The organism is Mesorhizobium sp. M0276 (genome assembly GCF_040321755.1).
In the GTDB taxonomy this organism is placed as follows: domain Bacteria; phylum Pseudomonadota; class Alphaproteobacteria; order Rhizobiales; family Rhizobiaceae; genus Mesorhizobium.
Genome location: NZ_JAMYSC010000140.1, coordinates 1 through 1,343 on the forward strand (window position 1 = coordinate 1; position 1,343 = coordinate 1,343).

The 1,343-nt window shown below is 66.4% G+C and carries 2 protein-coding genes and 1 pseudogene; all 3 read left to right on the plus strand.

All coding sequences use genetic code 11. The annotated features are described in order from the left end of the window. A pseudogene (locus NKJ01_RS36655) lies at positions 1-96 on the plus strand (cyclophilin-like fold protein); the annotation flags it as partial. Positions 97-114: 18 nt separating this feature from the next. Further along, positions 115-510 carry a (R)-mandelonitrile lyase gene (locus tag NKJ01_RS36115; RefSeq protein ID WP_352735354.1) on the plus strand — a complete coding sequence of 132 codons (396 nt, stop codon included), beginning with the start codon at positions 115-117 and terminating at the stop codon, positions 508-510. A gap of 24 nt (positions 511-534) precedes the next feature. Beyond that, positions 535-1,343: zinc-binding dehydrogenase (locus NKJ01_RS36120; RefSeq protein ID WP_352735356.1), on the plus strand; the 809-nt coding region annotated here is incomplete at its 3' end.

A 1,343-nucleotide genomic window follows, 5' to 3' on the forward strand; every position in this document is an offset into this window, starting at 1 on the left:
CGCCATCCCGGGCTGATCAGGCTCGGCCGCTTCGATGAGGGCGAGCAGGCCCTGCACATTCGCGGCGAGTTCCCGCTTCGCATCGAACGCATTTGAGGACACAAGGACATCACCATGGACATTCTTCGCGCAGGCACAAGGCCTTCCGGCAAGGGGCCGACCGGCTGGTTCACTGGCACGGTGCGGATCGATCCGCTCTTCAATCCCTTCGATGCCGGGCGGGTCCAAGGCGCGCAGGTGACCTTCGAGCCCGGCGCCCGCACCGCCTGGCACACCCATCCGCTCGGCCAGACGCTGATCGTCGTCTCCGGCCCTGGCCGCGTGCAACGCGAGGGTGGCCCGGTCGAGGAAATCCGTCCAGGCGACGTCGTCTGGTTCGCGCCCGCCGAAAAGCACTGGCACGGCGCGTCGCCTCAGACCGCCATGAGCCACATTGCCCTCCAGGAGGTCAAAGACGGCAAGGTCGTGGACTGGCTGGAACATGTCAGCGAGGCCGACTACGGCGCCTGATCTCTCCACTCGAAAGGAACCAAGATGCTCGCAACCCTTCTTTACAAACCGGGCGACATCCGCTGCGAGGAAATCGCCGATCCGAAAATCATGCGGCCGACGGACGCCATCATCAAGCTCTCGGCAAGCTGCATCTGCGGCTCGGACCTGTGGCCCTATCGCGGGCTGCAGCCGATCGACGGCCCGATGCATATGGGCCACGAATATTGTGGCCTCGTCGTCGAGGTCGGCGCAGAGGTGCGCACGGTCCGCCCCGGCCAGTTCGTCGTCGGCTCGTTCTGCCTCTCCGACAATACCTGCCCGCATTGCCGTTTCGGCTTCCAGTCGTCCTGTGTGCAGCGCGAGTTCATGTCGGGCGCGCAAGCGCCTTACGCCCGCGTACCGTTGGCGGATGGCACACTGGTCGCCACCGCCGAGGTGCCGCCGGCCGAACTCATCCCCGACCTGCTGGCTGTGTCCGATGTTCTCGGCACCGGCTGGTATGCGGCCGACGCAGCCGAGGTCCGAGAAGGATCGACGGTGGTGGTGGTAGGCGACGGTGCGGTCGGCCTGATGGGCGTGCTTGCGGCCAAGGAGATGGGCGCTGAGCGCATCATCGCCATGAGCCGGCACGCCAGCCGCCAAAAGCTCGCCCGCGAATTCGGCGCCACTGATATTGTGGCCGAGCGTGGCGAGGAAGGCGTCGCGCGCATCAAGGAACTCACCAAGGGCGTTGGCGCGGACTCGGTGCTGGAATGCGTCGGCACGGGAGAATCCTTCGACCAGGCGCTGGCCTGCTCCCGCCCCGGCGGCACCATCGGCTATGTCGGCGTGCCGCATGGCGTGAGCTTCGA

Excerpts from the sequence above, each read along its gene's own strand:
- NKJ01_RS36115 (WP_352735354.1), top strand. The coding sequence starts at position 115 with ATGGACATTCTTCGCGCAGGCACAAGGCCTTCCGGCAAGGGGCCGACC.